This window comes from Anaerotruncus sp. (genome assembly GCF_057433415.1).
This window is the reverse complement of the sequence record NZ_DBMDHH010000001.1, coordinates 59,506-78,816: the sequence shown is the minus strand read 5'-3', so window position 1 is coordinate 78,816 and position 19,311 is coordinate 59,506. Positions and strand designations below refer to the sequence as shown.

Genomic DNA, 19,311 nt, shown 5'->3' with positions numbered 1-19,311 from the left:
CAGGTTCCCCCTTTCAGGTCAGAGGCGTCAAACAGGCAGGAAGAGGACGCCCAGGATGAAGATCAGCCCGCTCATCAGCATGATGGCGGTGGTGTAGCCCATGATGTCCTTCGCCTTCAGGCCGGTGACGCCGAGCAGCGCGATCGCCCAGAACGGCTGGAACATGTTGGTCCAGGTGTTGCCGTAGCCGACCGCCAGCGCGGTCTTGATGATATCGGCGTTCATCATCATCGCCGACTGGACCGCGATCGGGCCCTGAACCGCCCACTGGCCGCCGCCGGAGGGGACGAACAGGTTGACGATCGAGGCGCTGATGAAGGTCCACAGCGGGAAGGTGAAGGGCGTGCTGATCGAGACGAGCCCGGTCGCGAGGATGTCGACGAGGCCGGAGTACTTGATCATGCCCATGATGCCGGCGTAGAGCGGGAACTGGAAGACGATGCCGCTGACGCCGCCGATGCCGTTTTTGACGGCGCGGATGTAGTTTGCGATGTTGCCGTGCATGATGATGCCGGCGAAGAGGAAGATGGCGTTGACCATGTTGATATCGAGGTCAAAGCCCTTGGTCGCGAAGTGGTAGACGATATACACCACGCCCATCAGCGCAAGCGCGTAGGCCAGGATGCGGCTGTGGTTGAGGCGGTCGCCCACGGAGGGGTTCTCGGGCATCTCGTCGACCGATTCGCTCTCCAGCTCGATCATTTCGATCGCGGTCTTTTCGAGCGGGCTCACGTGCTCCTCCTTGGGATGCAGCATGCCGGCGAAGATCGGCGGCAGCACGAGCAACGCGATCGTAATGATGATGTTCATCGGGTTGAACATGTACTGGGAAATCGGGATGACGCCGATCTGGTCCTCGAGGAAGTGGCCCGGCGTCGCGATGAGCAGGCCGATGGAGGAGGAGAGCATCCCCTGCCAGGTCATCTGGCCGACATACGCACCCGCCGCAATCAGGCCGTACTCAAACGGGATCTTTTTGATGCGCAGCTCCTTGGCCAGCTCCTTGGCCAGCAGCGCGCCCACGATGAGGCTGAGGCCCCAGTGCAGGAAGGAGGCCAGGACGGATACGAAGGTGACCAGCCAGGCGGCCTGCTTGCCGCTCTTGGCGATCCCGGCCAGCTTGCGGATGCCCTTCTTCGCGATGGGCGCTTCCGCGACCGCGGAGCCGGTGATGATGATCAGGCACATCTGCATTGCAAAGGCCAGCAGCTCCCACAGACCCTTGTACCAGTTCTGAACCATCTGCATCGGAGTCTGCCGCGCGACCACAATGCCCAGGACAAACGCGATGAGGGTCAGCACGACCGCGAAAATACTCGGGTCGGGCATGTACTTCATCGACCATCTTGTCAGGGAGGCACCTACCCTTGCGATGACATTGCCTTCGTCCCTGCGGACCGGTTTCGACTCACTCGCCATGAAAACATCGCCTCTTTCTCTCTGTTTATTTATCCATCGGGGCGCGTCGTTACGCCCCGTTAGGACCACACACAGACAAGCAATTTCCAGTTTTCGACAATTTATATAATTTTTGATCACAATATTAACCTATTTTGTACAATCATCATACCACATCCGCTCCTCTTTGTACAGCGCGCCAGGAACGACAAAAAAATGGGCATCGTGGAAAAATTTCCACGACACCGTTGTCGTTTACGTAAATAATTATAATTTCGATCTTCCTCCTTGTCAATTCGCGCCATCCACCCCTTCGCAATTTTGGGGAGTCCTCCAAAAATTTTCCCAGAAAAAGTCGGGATTTTGCCTGTTTTTTCAACTCGCAGTTTGTGGAGCTTCCACTATGCAAATCCGCCCATTCGCGGTATAATGGTCTCGGACCGTTGTAAAAAATACCAATTCCCAAAAGGGGCGTGACAGATGCTTTCCGATAAGAAACTCTTCCTCTTCGACATCGACGGGACGGTCGCCATCGACGAAACGCTGATCGACGGAAGCCGCGAGCTCTTCTCCCACATCGATTCGATCGGCGGCAAGTCGATTTTCATCACCAACAATTCCACCAAGGGCGTCCGCGACTACATGGAAAAATTCCGGCGCATGGGGGTCGAGACCGACGAAAGCAATTTCATCACCGCCTCCTACGCGGCGGCCATCCATCTGCGCGCCCACTACCCGGGGAAAAAGGTCTTCCTGCTCGGCACCCGCTCCTTCGCCGGGGAGCTGCGCGCGGCGGGCGTCGACGTGACCGAGACGCTCGAGCCAGGCATCGCCTGCGCCGTCGTCGGCTTTGACAACGAGCTCACCTACCGCAAGGTGGAGCTCCTCTGCGAGCTGCTCCTCACCCGCCCGGTCGACTACCTGGCCACCAACCCCGACCTCTGCTGCCCCGTGGGGTTCGGCGCGGTGCCCGACTGCGGCGCGATCTGCGAAATGATCGGCTGCGCGGTGGGCCGCGAGCCCCTCTTCATCGGCAAGCCCAACCGCGTGATGGTCGACCTCTGCCTGGGGGCCGCCGGCTTCTCCCCCGACGAAACGCTCGTGGTCGGGGACCGGCTCTACACCGACATCGCCTGCGGCGTCAACGCCGGCGTGGACACCGCCGTCGTCTTTACCGGCGAGGCGAAGCCGGAGGACATCCCCGCCTCCCGCTGGCAGCCGACCTGGCAGTTCCCCGATGTGCGCGCGCTGCTGAACGCGCTGCGCGAATAGACCGGAAAAACCATACGGGAACGGAGGAACCGACATGGACTATATCCAGAATAACAAGGCCGCCTGGGAGGAGGCGTTCGAGCACCGGAAGCCCGGCTGGGGCGAGAACAACCACGAACGGCTGCTCGGCGAACATCTTCCCTTCTTCTGCGCGGACGTGGCAAGGGAGCTGGAGGCCGTCGACTGGAGCGGCAGGGCGGTCGCCCAGTTCTGCTGCAACAACGGGCGCGAGCTGCTCTCCCTCCTGCGCCTCGGCGCGGCGAGCGGGACCGGCTTCGACATCGCGGAAAACATCCTCGCTCAGGCGGCCGAAACCGCAAAAAAGGCGGGCGTCGGCAACTGCCGGTTCGTCGCCTGCAACATCCTCGACATCCCGGAAACCTTCCACGGCGGCTTTGACTTCGTCTTCTTCACCATCGGGGCGATCACCTGGTTTCGGGACCTGGGACCGCTCTTCCAAAAGGCGGCGGACTGCCTGAAGCCGGGCGGCCGGTTTCTGCTCCACGATTTCCACCCCTTCATGAACATGCTGCCCATGCCCGGCGAGCCCGCCTTCGACCCGGAGCGCCCCGACCGGGTCGCCTACTCCTATTTCCGCCGGGAGCCCTGGCTCGAAAACGAGGGGATGGGTTACCTGTCGGAGCGGTACGCCTCCAAAACCTTCACCAGCTTTTCGCACACGATGGCCGACATCGTCGGCGCGGTCAGCGCGGCGGGGATGCGCGTCGAAAAGCTGCGGGAGTTCGATTACGACGTCGGGCTGACCGACGCCTACGACGGGAGGGGGCTGCCCCTCTCCTTCCTGCTCACCACCGAAAAGGACCGCGCGAAGTGAGTTTTCCGCGGTGAAAAAGCCCCGCCCCGGTACCCGGGGCGGGGCTTTTTGTCACCTCACCAGTTTGTCGAGCAGCGCGGCGATCTCCTCGATCTTTTCCTCCGCCGCGCCGTTTTCGCACGCGTCCCGCACGCACCCCTCAAGATGCGCGCGAAGCACCTCCCGGTTGGCGCGCCCCAGAATCGACTCGGCCGCCATGATCTGGTTGGACACGTCGATGCAGTAGCGGTCCTCCTCCACCATCTTGAGGATGCCGTCGATCTGCCCGCGCGCCGTGCGCAGCAGGCGGGCGACCTGTTCCCTGTCCGCCCGCATGTCAGCTCAGCGAGACGACGTCGTAGCCCGCGTCGGTGACGGCGGCCTTCAGCTGCTCGTCGGACACCCGGCCCTCCGTCTCAATGGAGGCGGTCTTCGCCTCGAGGTCGACCTTCGCCGTCACGCCGTCGAGCGCGTTCAGCGCCTTTTCCACCCGCGCGGAGCAGTGTCCGCAGCTCATGCCTTCGATCACCATCGTTTTTTTCATGGAAATGATTTCCTCCTTTGGGTTAATTTTTTCTTGCTGATTACTATTTGTATTGGAAGCCGCGGCCCTCCGCGGCTGGAACAGCTTGAGGCGCAGGGCGTTCGAGACGACGCACACCGAGCTTAAACTCATGGCCGCCGCGCCGAACATCGGATTGAGCTTCCAGCCGAGCACCGAGAAGAAGACGCCCGCCGCCAGCGGGATGCCGATCGAGTTATAGAAGAACGCCCAGAAGAGGTTCTGCTTGATGTTGCGGATGACCGCGCGCGACAGGTCGATGGCCGTCACCGCGTCGAGCAGGTCGCTCTTCATGAGCACCACGTCGGCCGATTCGATCGCCACGTCGGTGCCCGCGCCGATCGCGATGCCCACGTCCGCGCGGGTGAGGGCGGGCGCGTCGTTGATGCCGTCGCCCACCATCGCGACCTTGCGGCCCTGCTCCTGCAGCTTGGCGACCTCCCGCTCCTTGTCCTGCGGGAGCACCTCCGCCACCACCCGGCCGATGCCGAGCTGCTTCTGAATGGCGGCCGCGGTGCGCTTGTTGTCGCCGGTGAGCATCACCACGTCGACGCCCATCTGTCCGAACGCCTCGATCGCCGCGCGGCTGGTCGGCTTGACCGTGTCGGCCACCGCGACCACGCCGAGCGCTTTGCCCTCGCCGGCAAAGTAGAGGGGGGTCTTGCCCTCCCCTGACAAGGTCTCACCCTTTTCAGCGAAATCACCGAGCTCGATGCGGTTTTCCTCCATCATCCTGCGGTTGCCCGCGAGATAGCGGACGCCGCCCACCTCGGCCGCGACGCCCTGCCCCGCGACCGCTTCAAACCCCGTCACGGCGCGCAGAGAGAGGTTCCGCCGCGCGGCCTCCTCGACGATCGCGGTGGAGAGCGGGTGCTCCGACGGCTTTTCCACCGAGGCGGCGATCGTCAGCAGCTCCGTCTCGGAGAGGCCGTCCGCCGTCCGGATATCGGTGACGCGCGGTTTGCCCTCGGTGATCGTGCCCGTCTTGTCGAGCACGACGGTGTCGATCGTGTGGGCGGTCTCGAGCGCCTCGGCGGATTTGATGAGGATGCCGTTTTCCGCGCCCTTGCCGGTGCCGACCATGATCGCCACCGGGGTGGCGAGGCCGAGCGCGCAGGGGCAGGAGATGACGAGCACCGCGATGCCGATCGAGAGCGCGAACTCCACCGTATGCCCGAGCAGCAGCCAGGTCACGGCGGCGATCACGGCGATGCAGATGACCACCGGCACGAACACGCCGCTCACCTTGTCGGCGAGCTTGGCGATGGGGGCCTTGGAGTTGGCCGCGTCCTCGACGAGCGCGACGATCTGCGCGAGGGTGGTGTCCGCGCCCACCTTGGTGGCGCGGAATTTAAAGTAACCGGAGCGGTTGATCGTCGCCGCGATCACCCGGTCGCCCGGTCCCTTGTCCACCGGGATGCTCTCCCCGGTGATCGCCGATTCGTCGACCGCCGCGCTGCCCTCGGTGATCTCCCCGTCGACCGGGATGCTCGCGCCCGGCTTGACAATCAGCAGGTCGCCCACCGCGACCTCCTCAACCGGGATTTCCGCTTCGACGCCCTCCCGCTCGACGAGCGCCGTCTTGGGCGCGAGGTCCATCAGCTTGGTGATCGCCTCGCTCGTCTTGCCCTTCGAGCGGGTTTCGAGGAACTTGCCGAGCGTGATGAGCGCCAATATCATGCCCGCCGACTCGAAGTAGAGATCCATCGAATACTGCTCCACCAGGGCGGTGTCGCCGTGCCCGAGCCCCCAGCCGATCATGTAGATCGCCACCACGCCGTAGATCATCGCCGCCGCCGAGCCGATCGCGATCAGCGAATCCATGTTGGGCGCGCCCTTGAAGAGGGTCTTGAAGCCCACCTGGTAGTATTTGCGGTTGACGTAGGCGATCGGAAGCGTCAGCAGCAGCTGGGTGAACGCGAAGACGAGCGCGTTTTCCGTCCCGTGCAGGAAATGGGGCAGCGGCAGGCCCATCATATGCCCCATCGAGATGTAGAAAAGCGGGATCAGGAAAACGAAGGAGACGATCAGCCGCCGCTTCATGTTGGCGATCTCGGCCGCCATCGGATCGGCGGCTGGCGCCGCCTTCGCCTGCGGGCGGGACGAAGCCGCGCCCGCGTGCACCGAGGCTCCGTAGCCGGCTTCCTCGACCGCATGGATGACGGCGGCGTCGCTCGAGGCCGTCTCGTCGTAGTCGACCGCCATATTGTTGGAGAGCAGGTTGACCGTCACCGACCGGACGCCCGGGACCTTCGCCACGCTCTTTTCCACGTGCGCCGAGCAGGCGGAACAGGTCATGCCCGTCACATCGAATTTTTGCTTCATGGCTTTCATCCTTTCGATACCCCCCGGGGGTGGGGGTGGGTCTGCTATTATTCTATACCGATTTTATCCACTTGTCAAGGGGTTTGCGCGCTTTACATCGGTAACGCAATGATGTATAATAAACTCTGCCTTATCTAAGATTCCCGGAACCATCCGGATTTATAGGGGGAAACACCATGCTCATCGACTTTCACACCCACATCTTCCCCGACGCGCTCGCCGCAAAGACGCTGCCGCGCCTCTCGCACATCGCCTATGACAGCCCCTACTACACCGACGGCACCGAGCGCGGCGCGCTCGACGCCATGTCCGCTTGGGGCGTGGACCGCGCCGTCGTGCTGCATATCGCCACCAAACCCGGCCAGCAGAAGACCGTCAACCGCTTCGCCGCCGAGGTGCAGGCGCGCAACCCGAACATGCTCTGCTTCGGCACCGTGCATCCGAAGGACCCCGGCGCGGCCGACGAGATCGCCGAAATCAAGGCCGCCGGCCTCTGCGGCGTCAAGCTGCACCCCGCCTATCAGGCGTGCTATTTCGGGGACGAGGCGTATTTTCCAATCTACGCCGCCATCGAAAAAGCGGGACTGCCGCTCCTGCTGCACGCGGGGCGCGACCCCGTCAGCAGAGAGAATTTCGCGCCCGCCGACCAGATCGCGGCGGTCGCGCGCGCCTTCCCGCGCCTCACCCTCGTCGCCGCGCACATGGGCGCGCTTGGCCAGACGGAACCCGCCGAGCGCTATCTCTGCGATCTGCCCAACGTCTATTTCGACACGGCCATGAGCTCCGTCTACCTCGAGCCGGGCGAGTACCTCCGCCTCATCCGCAAGAAGGGCGCCGACCACGTGCTCTTCGGCACCGACTGCCCCTGGAACACCGTCAAAAACGAGCTCGGTATGCTCGAGCGCCTCGGCCTTACCGGGGAGGAACTCGAGGACATCAAGTGGCGGAACGCTTCGAGGTTACTGCCAGGGGGAATCTTTTGAAAAAGATTCCCCCTGGACCCCTTTGAAAACTTTCAGCAGGCCCGCCTCCCCGCGCCGCCGTCCGCTCGGCCCATGCGGCAGGGCTGAAAAGCAGTCCCCCTGGACCCCTTTGAAAACTTTTAACAGGCCCGCCTCCCTGCGCCGCCGTCCGCTCGGCCCATGCGGCAGAGCTGAAAAACGGTCCCCCGAGCCCTCAAAACCTTTGGCGGGTCCGCCGCGCGGTTTGCCGCAAGCATATCCAGCCCCCGGCCCGCCCTGCGGACGGGGGCTTCGTCTTTTTGCACGGAAAATCCGGCACGTCGCGCGAATTTACAATATTCCATTGTCTTTTGTGCATAATTTGATTATAATATGATTCTGCAATGGTATTTTTATCCGGGTTTATCCGGGCTTCGGAGGATTTTATGCAGCAGCTCACCCAGCAGTTATTTGAGTTCCTGTCAGGCGCGGGCCGCGAGCTTGCCCTCTTCCTCGTGTCGATGGTGCCGCTCATCGAGCTGCGCGGCTCCATTCCGCTCGGCGCGCTCTTTGGGATGGACTGGCCGACCGTCTTTGTCATCTCGGTCGTCGGCAACCTGCTGCCCGTCCCGTTTATCGTGCTTTTCGGCAGGCCGCTCTTCCGCTGGCTCAAGTCCACGCGCCTGCTTTCCGGGCTTTCCACCCGCATCGAAAACCGGCTCATGGCAAAGTCGGACAAGGTCACCCGCTACGAGTCCATCGGGCTCTGCCTCTTCGTGGCCGTGCCCCTGCCGGGCACCGGGGCGTGGTCGGGCGCGGCGATCGCCGCGCTGCTCGGGATGCGTATGCGCCCCGCGCTGCTCTCGATCACGCTGGGCGTGCTGATCGCCGGGGTCATCATGACGGTGGGGTCCTACGGGCTGCTCGGCTTTTTGAATCTCTTCTGACGGCTCGCCAAATGAACGGAAAGGGGACAGCGGTGTGGACAAGTATAAAAAGCTGCTCTCCAACACGCTGATCTTTGCAGTCGGCACCTTCAGCTCGAAGGTGCTTGTTTTTCTGCTCGTTCCCTTCTATACCCGCGTGCTTGCTCCGGGAGAACTCGGCGACGCCAACCTGCTCGCGCAGACCGCCAACCTGATCATCCCGCTCGCGTCGATCGGCATGTCCAACGCCATCATCCGATTCGGCATCGACCGCGCCACCGACAAGCGGGACGTTTTTACCGGCGCGCTCACCGCCATTTTTTCCGGGTATGTGCTCCTGCTCGCCTTCTATCCGCTCCTCTCCCGCGTCGAGATGCTCGAGGGCGGCGCGCCGCTCGTCTACCTCTATGTGCTCACCTCCTGCATGCGCTCCCTCTGCGCCCAGTTCGTGCGCGCCAAGCAGTTCATCAAGCTCTATGCCTTCGACGGGGTGCTCAGCACCATTTTGGTCATCACCTTCAACATCATCTTTCTGGTGGTGTTCCACCTCGGCCTCACAGGGTACCTGCTCGCCACCATCGCCGCCGATTTCCTCTCCTCCGTCTTCCTTTTCACCATCGCGGGCCTGCGCCGGTATATCCGTTTCCGGGGTTGCGACTGGTCGGTGCTCGGCTCGATGCTGCGCTATGCCGTCCCCCTCATCCCCGCGAATATCTTCTGGTGGGTCACCAACGCCTCCGACACCTATTTCATCAAATACTACATCGGTTCGGACGCAAACGGCCTGCTCACCATCGCCTACAAGGTCCCCACGATCATCAACCTGCTCTCCGGCATCTTCACAGACGCCTGGCAGATGTCCGCCTTCACCGAGGACGGCCCCGGGCGCACCCGCTTTTTCAGCAACGTTTTCGCCGCCTATCAGGCGTTTATCTTCTCCGCCGCCTCGGGCCTGCTGCTCTTCAGCAAGTTCGTCATCCACATTCTTGCGCACGGCGAATACCTGGAGTCGTGGAAGTATACCCCCTTCCTGCTGCTGGCCACCTCCTTCTCCTGTTTCGTCACTTTCCTGGGCAGCATCTACATGACCGAGAAGAAGAGCGTCGCCACCCTCGTCACCACCGCGCTCGGCGCGGGCGCGAACGTCATCCTCAACGCCCTGCTCATCCCCCGCTTCGGCATCAACGGCGGCACCTTCGCCACCTTCGCCAGCTACCTCATCGTCTTTGCCGTGCGCATCGTCGACACCCGCCGCTTCATCAAGCTCCACTGGAGCCCCTTCAAGCTGCTGCTCAACCTCGCCATCCTTCTCGGCCAGACGTGGGTGCTCCTCAGCCTTGAGACCGGCTGGATCCTGCCCGAGGCCCTCCTCTGCGCCCTCCTGCTCGCCCTCAATTTCCGCCAGATGCTCGCCAACGCGCAGAAAATTCTGAAGAAGCGGTAGCCAAAGGGAACTTTTGAAAAAGTTCCCTTTGGAAACCCTCAAAACGTTTGGTTCAGGCGGCCTGCGGCAGCTTTCCGCACACGCCGCCCGTGCCGGAGGGAACCCGCATGCCGGTTTCGCGGCCCAACCCGATCTCCGTCTTCTCATCAGCTCTCTTTGGAATCTCTCAAGACGTTTCGTTCGTGTTTTGACCCCGCCACGGCCCCGTCTCACGGGCCGCGAATGCGGGGAGGACGCGCGGCCGGCCTGATCAAAGTCTTTGGGCGCTTTCTTCAGAAAGCGCAAAAACGAACGCCCGGCTTGACGCCGGGCGTTTGGCTTTTCCGTCCTCCCGCGAAAGCGCAAAAAAGGATCCCCCGGCTGACGCCGGGAGATCCTTTTTTTCCGTCCTTCTCAGGCAGCCGCCGAGCTTTTGCCGGCCAGCTTCTGGAAGTCGATAAATTTGACGAGGAGGGCGACGACGACGGAGGTGGTGATCATCTCGCCGATCATGATGGGGCCGTTGACGGTGAGGGAATAGATCCACACGGGGGTACCCTCGGGGGCGTAGCTTCCCCAGACGATGATGCCGGAGAGGAAGCTGCAAAAGAAGCGGCAGAAGACAACGACGATCGAGCCGACCGCCGCGCCGAGGGGCTTCTTTTGAAAGCGGCGGGCGACGGGGCCCGCGAGGCCGAGGACGCCGAAGGCGACCACATAGTCGAGCAGGATGAGGGCGACGAACATGCCGAAGGACTGGACCGGCGGCGGATAGAAGCCCTCGAGCATCTGGAGCAGCGAATAGGCGAAGGAGGTGAAGAGCGCCCACCGGGTATCGTACATGAGCGAAATGATGATAATCGGGGCCATGCTCGCGGCGGTGATCGAGCCGCCGTTCGGGAAGTGGTAGAACTTGATCATCGAAAGCAGCAGCGCGAGCGCCAGCATCAGGGCGCTGTGGGTCAGTTTGCGGGTGGTTGGCTTCATGGTGGTTTCCCCTTTCCACTTGTTTTTTCCAAACAAAAACGCCACAGATAATCCCTGCGGCGTAAAAGGAGAAACGCTCTTCCTACGCTGGCATTACCCAGATCAGGTTTTCGGGTCAGCGCGGCAATACGCGCTATCTCAGCCGGCTTGACGCCAGCCCCCCGTTACGTGGCTTATTCTGTTTGCGGTATTTATTATACACCATCCGGACGGATTTGTAAAGCCCGAGGAAAACAAAACAGACGGGGACGGGCGTACGCCCGTCCCCGTCCGCTCTAATCAGCCTCTTTGTAAAATTACTTGGAGAGCTTCTTGGTGACCATGGTGCCGGCAGCCGCCAGGGAGGCGATCGCAGCCATGACAGCGACATTGATCATGTCGTTGGCACCGGTGGTCGGGTTGTTCTTGTCGGTGTTCTCTTCCTTGTCGGAGCTGGAGGAGTTGTCGTTGTCGACCTCGGTCACGACGGTGCCATCCTTGATGAGCTCGTTGGTGACGAGGAAGTTGTCCAGCTTGTTGGTGCGGAAGGAGAGGGTGTTCTCATCCGCGTCGAAGGTCGCGTTGATGCGGTAGAGCTTGCCATCCGCATAGCGGTAGGTGTACATCTTGTCGAAGTCGTCGACAATGTCGTCAACGTCGAGAGAGAGCTTACCGGTGCCGGAGAAGGTCGGCTTGGCGCCGAAGGTGAAGAATTTGAAATCCTGATCCGGGAACTTCGAGAGAACTTCCTTGATACCCGCGTTGGAGTGGGTCAGGTTCTTGGTGGACTCATCGCTCACGTTGACGGTGAACTCCCAGCCGTTGCCCGCGAGGGTGACGTTCTTGTAGTCGTTGATCTTCGCGATCTTGTTGAACTGGGAAGCGGTGATGACCGGGTTGCTGTTGTCGATTTCGACAGTGTCGCCCTTGTCGAGGCTGTCGATGTAGTCGCCGCCCATTTCTTCATAGCCGTACTGGAATTTGACTTCCTGGCTGAAGACCGGCAGGGTGGTGGACTTCGGGGTCAGCTTGACGTTGTACTTGATATCGACAGGCTTGGTGGTCATGGTGTCGCGGGACTCAACGTACAGGTAGTACTGGCCCTTGTGCTCCTCGATCTCGAAGCGGCTCATACCCTTGGTGGAAACCTTGGAGTAGCGGAACTTGAAATCCTTGATGTTTTCGTCGGTGATCTTGACAGACTTGCCACCAACGATCATGGAAACCGGGAACTTGTACTCGGTGCCGGGCTCGAGGATATCGTCGCCCAGGACAACGCCGTCTTCGTCGGCGCCGATCGCAATGCCGGTCGCATCCTTGAAGTCAACGTCGGTCACGACATCGGAAGAAGTCGCATCAGAGGAAGTCTCGGAAGAGGAAGCCTCGGAAGAGGACGCTTCGGAAGAAGAAGCCTCAGAGGAGCTTTCCTCGGTAGAGGACTCGGACGAGGATTCTTCGGAAGACGAAGAGCTCGTGGGATCCTCCAGGGTGGTGATGTCATCAGCCAGAGCGGTCACGCCGATCGACAGAGTCGTAGCGGCTGCAAGCATCATAGCAAGCACTTTTTTCATGGTATTGGGTTCCTCCTGAAAAATAGTTTCGATCCTCCGGCTCAGCACATCCGAGCCGCTTGGAACGAGACTGAGTATATCCGAGAATCAAGCACTTTTCAAGAGGTTTTTGTTACCAAATTGTAATAATTATCGTGCATATTGCACATCAAACCGCATATAATAATTTTATTTTTTGATTTTTTCAGCAATTTCTAGATATTAGTTATGCAAAATGGAAACGCAAATGCAGGATTTCTGTCAATCCCATGCAACCGTCGCGCATATCCGCCGCGAAAATGGAGATGCGGCAAAATTTGCCGCGTGCAAACGCGCAAAAGCCAATGCGCAATGCCGTTTGGTTCCCGAAAACCGAAAACGCAAATGCCTTTGCCCTCGCGCGGATGAAAAACCGCCGCCGGCCGGAATCGGCCGACGGCGATGCTACAGTCTTTCTTCTATACGCGTACGCGCGCGAATCCTTATCTGCGTTTTCTCGTAAGCGCGAACGCCGTCGCGGAAGCCGCCGCGAGCATGACCGAAACGCCGACGGCGTCGTGGGAGCCGGTCGGCGCGGGCGCGGGTCCCGGCTTGGGCGCGGGGGGAGGGGTCTCCTCCGTCTTCTCGATCGGGGGGGCCTCTTCGATCCCGCCCCAGTCGAGCTCGAGGTCGCGGTCGGAGATCACATAGGTGCCGAGCGAACGCACGCGGATTTTCCATCCGTCGATACCCGCCTCGGTGTCGTCCCCGTCCGCGTAGGTCATCCGGTCGGTCAGATCCTCGAGGTAGCCGTCGCTGTCGACCAGGTAGATGTGCACGTCGCGCGGGCGCACGTCGCGGTAGCGGGAGCCGTACCAGTCGTAGCAGTCGTTCCACGGATTGTAGAGGGTCAGCGTCGCGCGGGAGGTCGAGTCGATCGACGGGCTCCCCACAAAGGTGCGGAAAAAGAGCTCCGCGTTGACCGGGTCGCCGTACTCCTCGTAGATGTCGCGGTCGATCTTCGTGGACAGCTTCGCGTAAAATTTGCGCGAATCGTCGTCCGCCTCAAACTCGAGGCAGGCCACGTCGTCGTCCGCGCCCCACGAGATCGTGTTGCGCTCGTTGGAGACCGGGTTGAAAACGACGTTCTGTCCCGCCTCGATGTCGGCGTAGTCGCCGTCCTCCACGGGGTTGTCCACCCACAGCTCAAACCGCGTGTTCGCGATGTCGCCGCTCTCCCAACGGTCGCCGTCGTCCGCGTGGCGCGCCTTGAAATAGACGTCGAAGGTGACCTTGCGCTCCTCCGTCCTGGTCGTTTCCTTGAGCTTGATCTCAATATAATTTTTCCGTCCGCTGCCGTCGAGGTTCTTGGTCACCAGCTTGACGGAATCGAGCAGGCTGCCGTTTTTGTCGCGGTCAAGGCGGAAATTGAACTCGCCGCTGTCGGCCAGCTCGTCCGCCGAAACCGTCCCCGCGCCACCGTGAAATTCGGTGCCGTCGCCGATTTCGATGTAGATTTTTTTGCCCGCGGGCACAAAGTCGGCCGACACCTTGTCGCCAAAGGCGAAATTGTAGTCGCCCACGACCGAATCGCCGTCCGCGTCATAGGCCTCCCCGGTGAGATGGGTATCCGTCGTGATGCTGTACGCCAGCGCGCACACGCCCGCGAAGCTCCCCGCGAGCACCGCCGCCATCAGCACTGCCAACATCTTTTTCATCGTCCAGTCCTCCCTCGCTGTCACGGATTCCGGGGCCTGTTTTTCTGTCGCCCCTCCGTGCCACCAGTGTACCACACGATAACCGTCTTTGCAAGATTTCGTGCAGAAGAACGGGAAAGCGAACCGCCCGGCACAAAGCCGGGCGTCCGTTTTGCGCTTTCTGAAGAAAGCGCCCAAAGACTTTGATCAGGCGAGCCGCCGCCCGCCCCGCATCCGCGGCCCGTGAGACAGGGTTATGGAGGGGCCGGTGTGAAACACGGGCGGCGTGTGCGGAAAGCCGCCGCGCCCCGCCTGCGCCAAACGTTTTGAAGGATTCCAAAGAGAACTTTTGAAAAAGTTCCCTTTGGTCACAGTTCCATCTTTGCCTTTATCATACACAGTTTCCGTGTATGCAACAACAGACAGATTCTGTGTATGTATAATAAAGGCGGGGGTGATGCGATGCGGTTGAGATTATATGATATCCGCGATGAGCACCATAAGCTGCAAAAAGAGCTTGCGGAGTATCTGCATTGTACACAGCCAAATTATTCGCGGTATGAAATCGGCGAGATTGAGCCTCCCCTGTCCGTAATGGAAGCGCTTGCCTCCTATTATGGGACAAGCGTGGATTATTTGATGGGCCTTACAGACAGGCGCACCCCATATCCCCGCAGCAAATAAAGGAAGGCATGACGGCACGTCATCCCTTCCTTTTTATTTTTTGCTTCTCTTCCGGCACGGGCGGCGCATCCGGCAGCCTGCCGCGCTCCGTCTGCATCAAAAGCTTTGAGGGGGTTCCTGGGGGAACTTTCTCGAAAGTTCCCCCAGGCCGGTGTTCGGGATGGCCTTCCGGTTCGCGTTCACGCTGATCTCGGGCGCTTCGGGCGGCGGGTCGGGGACCACCGAAACGTCCAGCGCCACGTCGGAGATGATATAACAGCCGAGGGTCCGGGTGCGGGTGCGCCAGCCGTTGATCTCGTTGCCGTCCTCGTCACAGTCGAGATAGGTGAAGATGCCGGTGATGTCGCTGAGGGTTCCGTCCGCCTCCAACTGGTAGATATGGCACCCGGCGGGGTCGGGCTGGTGGTCCTCGTCCTCCCACGGATTATAGAGGATCAGCGTGGCGCGGGAGGTGGAGTCGGCCGCGAGCGCGCCGGTGAAGTCTCGGAAATAGAGGTCCGCGTCGGCCGGGTCGCCGTAAAGCCCGTAAATATCGGGATCGATCCGGGTGGAGAGCTTCGCGTAAAACTTGTCCGCGTCGTTGCTCGCGGAAAAGCTCACCGAGGCGATCCCCTCCCACTCGGCGGTGTTTTTGTCATTCGAGACGGGGCGGTAAACGACCCCCTCCCCCGCTTCCAAATCGGCGTCGCCTCCCGACGCCTCCTCGCTCGCGATCCACAGGGTGAGGCGCAGCAGCGCATAGTCGCCCGTGCCGTAGCGGTCTCCGTCCTTGCGCGCGGAAAAGGTGAGGTCGGCCACCGCCTTCTGCTCCTCGACCGCCTCGCTCTCCGCGATCTCGATCCGCAGCCAGGAGCTGCGCGGGCCGTTCCCCAGCGATTTCTCGCCGTACTGTTTGATCTTCAGCAGGCTGCCGCCCGGGCCGCTCTTGTCCGCCTTGAGGCGGAACAGCCCGCTGTCCGCGAGCTCGTCGGCCGTCGCGGCCGCGCCCATCGCCTCCGCGGAAACGTCCCACAGCGCGGTCGTATCCGCCGAGCCGCTTTCGCCCAGGCAGAGGTAGACCGTCTGGCCGGGGGCCACTTCGAAGGTGTAATTGCCCGCGTCGCAACTGGCGGGCCCGCTCGACGCGACCGCGACCCCATCTCCGTCGACAAGCTCCGCCTCGCCGCCGCGATTGAGTTGTACCGCGACCGAACCGTTGCCGGACGACGCGGCGCCGGCGGACGCGGTCCCGGCGGCCAGCGCAGCCAGCAGGGCCAGCAGCAGGCAGAGCAGACGTTTCATGTTGGGCTTCCTTTCCGAAAAATGCTTTCTCAGGCTTCTTTTCCTTATTATATCCCGGACGGGTGGAAAAAGTCAACGGATTTTGTAACCAAATTGTAATCTTTTTCGCAAAATCTGTAACCAATCCGTAACTTTACTTCCATTTTTTAGGATATATTTTCCTGATTTATGAACTTCATGTAAACAAAAACAGGATGCGGCCGAATGGCCGCATCCTGTCCGATCCGCCTTGTTCGTCAGGAGAGCTTGATGTCGAGATAGGATTTTACGAGCGAGACGCACTTGTCCCAGCCGAGCACCGCGCTGTTGATGCACAGATCGTAATTGTCGGCGTTCTTCCAGTCGTTCCCGGTGAAGCAGCGGTAATAATCGCTGCGGCCCTTGTCGGTGCGCTGGATGAAGCGCCGCGCCTCCTCCGCGTCAAAATCGGGGTGGAGCTCGATCGTCTTTTCGATGCAGTAGTCGATCGGCGCGTGCACATAGATGCGCAGGACATTGTCCAGGTCGCGCAGGATGAAGTCCGCGCAGCGCCCGACGATGACGCAGCTCTCCTTCTGCGCGAGGTCGCGGATGACCTTGGCCTGATAGTTCAGGAGGTTCTGCACGGAGGTGAAATCGGGACTCTCCGGCGGGAGCACCTCCCCGGTATAGAGCGGCTTCCCGGGCTTGATCAGCGGTTTCTTTTTGATCTTCTCATCCACCTGCGCAAAGAGCTCGGCGCTGATGCCGCTTTCGACCGACGCGCGGACGAGCAGCTCCTTGTCATGGTAGCCGATGCCCAACTCCCTGGCGAGCATCCTGCCGATCGTCTTGCCTCCGCTGCCGTACTGCCTGGCGATCGTGATGACGTAGTTTTTCAACTTCTCCCTCCGTCCCTCACAAAATTTGGTCGGTTTCCCCGCCTATAGTATAGTCGATTCGCCCGCCGAAATCAAGACGGACCCCCGGCCTCAGAAGTACCGCGCCGCCACCTCTCCGCCGAACCAGAGCGCGGTTTCAATCCGCGCGTTCTCCGCGCTGTCGCTCGCGTGGATGAGGTTCTGGCAGCTGCGGTTTTCACGGTTGCACTTCTCGTAGGAGTCGCACCCCAAATCGCCCCGGATGGTGCCTTTGTCCGCGTTGGCGGGGTTGGTCGCGCCGACAATCCTGCGGATGTCGGCCACGAGGTCGGGGCTTTCGCCGCGTACGACCATCGGCAGCACGTATTTGTCGTTGAAATAGTCGAGCATCTTGCGTTTGAAGTCGGGCCCCAGCTCGGCAAAGACCTGCGCATAGTGCTTGGAGAGCAGCTCCTCGCCCGCCTTGGTGCAGCCGAGCCGCTCGATTTCCACCCCGCCGCTCCGCAGGTAGTCCATGATCTCCTCCACAAGCCCGCGCTCCAGCGCGTCGGGCTTGAGCATGATAAAACTGTAATGCATCTGTCCGGCACTCCTTACTATCGTTATTTTTTTAACGCATATAGCATAGCACCTTTTCCCCCGTTTGGCAACTCCCGGACGCAAAAAAACCGCGCGGCGCCATAGGGCGCCGCGCGGCAGAAAAACGATTTGATTACTCGACAGTCGCGTACATGAAGTAGAAGTAGCCGAGCGGGGAATGCCAGAAGCCCTTGACCTTCGGGTTGAGCAGGTAGAACTCGCTGTAGAACGCGACCGGGATCGCGCCCGCCTCGTCCATGATGATCTGCTCCGCCTGGTGCATCGAATCGAACCGGACGTTCGCGTCACCGGTGGTGCGGGCGGTCTCCATCAGCTTGTCATACTCGGGATTGCTGTATTTGCCGTCGTTGTTGCCGTTGGTGGTGGTGAACAGGTCGAGCATGCTCGACGGATCGTTGTAGTCGAAGACCCAGCCGTTGCGGGCGATATCGTAGTTGCCCTGGCGGCGGTCGGCGGTGACGACCGCCCAGTCGGCGACCTGAACGTTCAGCTTGACGCCCAGCTCGGCCCACATCTGCTGGAGCGCCTCGGCGACCGGCTTGTGATAGCCCTGCTGGTTGGTGAAGTACTCGATCTCGCGCAGGCCCTCGCCGTTCGGATAACCGGCCTCCACCATGAGCTGCTTGGCCTTTTCAAGGTTGCCCTCATAGTCGTTCGGGTCGATGAAGAGCGGGCTGTTGTCGATGAAGGGGGTCTTGCCGTCCGCGTCGAGCAGGCCGGGGCCGACAAACGCGGTCGCCGGGGTGTAGGTGCCCTGCATGACGGTGTTGGCGATATAGTTGCGGTCGATCGCGAGGCTCAGCGCCTGGCGGAGCTTCGCGTTGTCAAACGGCTCGCGCTTGGTGTTGAGGCTGATATAGTAGGTGCCCATGAGGTCGTCGAGGTGGAAGTCCTCGGTCTCGCGCAGGGCGGGGATCTCCTGGGAGGGCAGGTCCTTGGCGCAGACGATCTCGCCGCTCTGGTAGGCGGTGAGCACCGCGTTCGGGTCCTCGATGAGCAGGAACTTGATCGTATCGCTGCCGAGCGCGTCATAGTTCCAGTAGTTCTCGTTCTTCGCGTACTTGATGTACTCGCCGGGGGTCCATTCGATCATCTTGTACGGGCCGTTGCTGATATAGCTGGAGACCTGGGTGGCCCACGCCTCGCCGTTGGCCTCGACCATATCCTTGCGGACGGGAACGTAGGTCGGGAAGGCGAGCAGCTGGGTGAAATAGCCGCAGGGAGCGGCCAGCGTGACGGTGAGGGTCTTGTCGTCGACCGCCTTGACCTGCAGCGCGTCGAAATCGCCGGCGGCGGCAGCGTCGTAGCCCGCGATGACGTTGAAGAACTCACCGTAGGGGGCGGCGGTGTCGGGGGAGACGGCGCGTTTCCACGACCACTCGAAGTCGGCCGCGGTCAGCGGCTGGCCGTCGCTCCATTTGAGGCCGTCGCGCAGGTGGAAGGTCCAGTTGAGGCCGTCGTCGGAGACCTCGTAGGTCTCGGCCTGTCCGGGGACGACCGAGCCGCCCTGGTCGAGCGTCATAAGGCCCTCGAACGCGTGGATGATCAGGCTCGCGCCGTCAACCGCGCTGTTGAGCGCCGGGTCGATCGTCTCGGGGTCGGGTCCGATGCAGACCGCCAGCTCGCTGCCGGCAGGCTGGTTGTCCGTCGACGGGGTGGTGGCATCCGTTCCGGACGGATTCTCCGTCTTGGGTCCGCAGCCGCTGAACGCCAGTGAGAAAATCATCACGACTGCCAAGGCTAGTGCCAGTTTCTTCATGCTTTTTTTCCTCCTCTTCATTTTGCATACCGTGGGCATGCGTACGGAGCCCTCAAGCCGGCGGCGCTGCGGCCGCCCGCGCGGTCTTCCGCGGCGTCCTTCCCGGACGCGCGGCGGTAACAAAAGGAATGATCGCTCGTAAAACGAGCGATCAAAAACAGCGGATATCCGCTGTTTTTGTCCAGGATTCTGTTTCCGCCGGGAGTGCGCGCGGCCCTTCGGCCGGCATGAGATCGCCTTTTATTATACACGCATCCGGCCGGTCATGCAAGGCATGTCTCCGGTTTGTAACCTA

16 protein-coding genes and 1 riboswitch are annotated in these 19,311 nt (G+C 61.2%); of the genes, 6 read left to right on the top strand and 10 right to left on the bottom strand.

Annotation, left to right across the window (positions count from 1 at the left end; genetic code table 11):
• Window positions 1-27 precede the first annotated feature (27 nt).
• Entirely contained in the window at window positions 28-1,419 is a 1,392-nt protein-coding gene (locus ACZO3G_RS00270) for a short-chain fatty acid transporter (RefSeq protein WP_101552245.1), read from the bottom strand.
• 459 nt (window positions 1,420-1,878) lie between these two features.
• Here ACZO3G_RS00270 and ACZO3G_RS00265 point away from each other — a divergent pair, with 459 nt between their 5' ends.
• Window positions 1,879-2,670 (top strand): HAD-IIA family hydrolase, encoded by a 792-nt coding sequence (locus ACZO3G_RS00265; protein ID WP_276872528.1) that lies wholly within the window; start codon window positions 1,879-1,881, stop codon window positions 2,668-2,670.
• A 34-nt stretch (window positions 2,671-2,704) separates the two neighbouring features.
• Window positions 2,705-3,505, top strand: coding sequence for a class I SAM-dependent methyltransferase (locus ACZO3G_RS00260; protein WP_277138437.1), 801 nt, complete (start codon window positions 2,705-2,707; stop codon window positions 3,503-3,505).
• Between the two features lie 51 nt (window positions 3,506-3,556).
• On the opposite strand, the gene ACZO3G_RS00255 is transcribed toward ACZO3G_RS00260, so the two are convergent.
• On the bottom strand, window positions 3,557-3,820 hold the full coding sequence (locus tag ACZO3G_RS00255; RefSeq protein ID WP_101552251.1) for a metal-sensing transcriptional repressor: 264 nt from the start codon (window positions 3,818-3,820) through the stop codon (window positions 3,557-3,559).
• 1 nt (window position 3,821) lies between these two features.
• The gene (locus ACZO3G_RS00250) at window positions 3,822-6,371 is read right to left on the bottom strand and encodes a heavy metal translocating P-type ATPase (protein WP_276874126.1); all 2,550 of its coding nucleotides are present in this window, start codon (window positions 6,369-6,371) and stop codon (window positions 3,822-3,824) included.
• A 176-nt stretch (window positions 6,372-6,547) separates the two neighbouring features.
• Here ACZO3G_RS00250 and ACZO3G_RS00245 point away from each other — a divergent pair, with 176 nt between their 5' ends.
• From ACZO3G_RS00245 to ACZO3G_RS00235, 3 genes are all read left to right on the top strand, one after another.
• Window positions 6,548-7,354 (top strand): amidohydrolase family protein, encoded by an 807-nt coding sequence (locus ACZO3G_RS00245; RefSeq protein ID WP_276874117.1) that lies wholly within the window; start codon window positions 6,548-6,550, stop codon window positions 7,352-7,354.
• A gap of 404 nt (window positions 7,355-7,758) precedes the next feature.
• Window positions 7,759-8,259, top strand: a complete 501-nt coding sequence (locus ACZO3G_RS00240) for a COG2426 family protein (RefSeq protein WP_101552257.1) — start codon at window positions 7,759-7,761, stop codon at window positions 8,257-8,259.
• 34 nt (window positions 8,260-8,293) lie between these two features.
• Window positions 8,294-9,682 (top strand): lipopolysaccharide biosynthesis protein, encoded by a 1,389-nt coding sequence (locus tag ACZO3G_RS00235; protein WP_276874113.1) that lies wholly within the window; start codon window positions 8,294-8,296, stop codon window positions 9,680-9,682.
• A 393-nt stretch (window positions 9,683-10,075) separates the two neighbouring features.
• Here ACZO3G_RS00235 and thiT read toward each other — a convergent pair whose 3' ends face one another.
• From thiT to ACZO3G_RS00220, 3 genes are all read right to left on the bottom strand, one after another.
• Window positions 10,076-10,648, bottom strand: coding sequence for an energy-coupled thiamine transporter ThiT (gene thiT / locus ACZO3G_RS00230; protein ID WP_101552262.1), 573 nt, complete (start codon window positions 10,646-10,648; stop codon window positions 10,076-10,078).
• Window positions 10,649-10,710: 62 nt separating this feature from the next.
• Window positions 10,711-10,822: riboswitch (TPP riboswitch) on the bottom strand.
• 122 nt (window positions 10,823-10,944) lie between these two features.
• The gene (locus ACZO3G_RS00225; protein WP_277138436.1) at window positions 10,945-12,180 is read right to left on the bottom strand and encodes a hypothetical protein; all 1,236 of its coding nucleotides are present in this window, start codon (window positions 12,178-12,180) and stop codon (window positions 10,945-10,947) included.
• 479 nt (window positions 12,181-12,659) lie between these two features.
• On the bottom strand, window positions 12,660-13,874 hold the full coding sequence (locus ACZO3G_RS00220; RefSeq protein WP_276872840.1) for a hypothetical protein: 1,215 nt from the start codon (window positions 13,872-13,874) through the stop codon (window positions 12,660-12,662).
• A 414-nt stretch (window positions 13,875-14,288) separates the two neighbouring features.
• On the opposite strand from ACZO3G_RS00220, the gene ACZO3G_RS00215 reads away from it, so the two are divergent.
• Complete coding sequence (locus ACZO3G_RS00215; protein ID WP_353960866.1) at window positions 14,289-14,537, top strand: helix-turn-helix domain-containing protein; 249 nt, start codon at window positions 14,289-14,291, stop codon at window positions 14,535-14,537.
• 96 nt (window positions 14,538-14,633) lie between these two features.
• Here the strand turns inward: ACZO3G_RS00215 and ACZO3G_RS00210 are convergent, their stop codons facing one another.
• The 4 genes from ACZO3G_RS00210 to ACZO3G_RS00195 form a co-directional block, all read right to left on the bottom strand.
• Window positions 14,634-15,818: a hypothetical protein gene (locus ACZO3G_RS00210; RefSeq protein WP_276872835.1), complete on the bottom strand. Its 1,185-nt coding sequence runs from the start codon at window positions 15,816-15,818 to the stop codon at window positions 14,634-14,636.
• Between the two features lie 236 nt (window positions 15,819-16,054).
• Window positions 16,055-16,678 (bottom strand): cytidylate kinase-like family protein, encoded by a 624-nt coding sequence (locus ACZO3G_RS00205; RefSeq protein ID WP_101552275.1) that lies wholly within the window; start codon window positions 16,676-16,678, stop codon window positions 16,055-16,057.
• A gap of 90 nt (window positions 16,679-16,768) precedes the next feature.
• A complete protein-coding gene (locus ACZO3G_RS00200) occupies window positions 16,769-17,236 on the bottom strand; it encodes a nucleoside-diphosphate kinase (RefSeq protein WP_276872828.1) in 468 nt (155 codons plus the stop codon).
• A gap of 133 nt (window positions 17,237-17,369) precedes the next feature.
• Window positions 17,370-19,016, bottom strand: coding sequence for a peptide ABC transporter substrate-binding protein (locus ACZO3G_RS00195; RefSeq protein ID WP_101552278.1), 1,647 nt, complete (start codon window positions 19,014-19,016; stop codon window positions 17,370-17,372).
• Between the last annotated feature and the right edge of the window lie 295 nt (window positions 19,017-19,311).